At 66.6% G+C, this 784-nt stretch carries 1 protein-coding gene and 1 pseudogene; both read right to left on the reverse strand.

Features of this window, described 5'->3' with window-relative positions; translation table 11 throughout:
* The coding region (locus FQ705_RS18805; RefSeq protein WP_186307909.1) for an MFS transporter at positions 1-589 on the reverse strand (589 nt) is incomplete at its 3' end.
* 71 nt (positions 590-660) lie between these two features.
* Positions 661-784 (reverse strand): annotated as a pseudogene (locus tag FQ705_RS18810) (L-fucose mutarotase); the annotation flags it as partial.

Genomic DNA, 784 nt, shown 5'->3' on the forward strand with positions numbered 1-784 from the left:
CGACGTAGGTGATGCGCACCGAGCCGAGCCCCTCGGCGGCGGCCTGGCTGGCCGCGCCCGAGGGGAAGAAGAAGGCGCCGCCGATCAGCGGCCCGAGGAAGCTGCCCAGGCCGTTGAAGGATTGCGAGAGGTTCAGGCGCCGCTCGGCCGTCTCGGGCGTGCCGAGTTCGGTCACGTAGGGATTCGCGGCGGTTTCCAGGCAGCCGAGGCCGGAGGCGATCACGAACAGCGCGAACAGGAAGAATGGGAAGCTGGCCACGCCCGAGGCCGGGATGAACAGCAGCGCGCCGATCGCGTAGAGCGTGAGCCCGAGCAGGATGCCGCGCTTGTAGCCGAAGCGCTCCATCAGCAGCGCGGCCGGGATCGCCATCACGAAATAAGCCCCAAAATAGGCGCCCTGCAGCAGGCCCGATTGCGCCTTGCTGACGTGCAGCACGTCCTGGAAATGCTTGTTCAGCACGTCGAGCAAGCCATATGAGAGCCCCCACATGAAAAAGAGGCTGGTCACCAGAATGAACGCGGTGCGCCAGTCGCGCGAGCGTTGCGCCGTGCCGACCGGCGTGACGCCGGCTTCCGATACCTGTTGCATGAATCCTGTCTCCTTCCGTCCCGGTCACGGGCTCGTCTGTTTCTGTTTCCGGTTGCCGTCGCCGGCCCTGCTCACTGCCCGTCGAGATCGAAGATGCGCGCCATCGGCGCCCACTTCACCCCGGCTGGCGTCCATGGCGTGGGCTGCGGGAAGGTGCTCATCAGCGTCACCCACTCCACCACCTTCGGATCGGCG

Origin of the sequence: Paraburkholderia sp. BCC1884, assembly GCF_900996225.1 — a bacterium.
Lineage (GTDB): Bacteria > Pseudomonadota > Gammaproteobacteria > Burkholderiales > Burkholderiaceae > Paraburkholderia.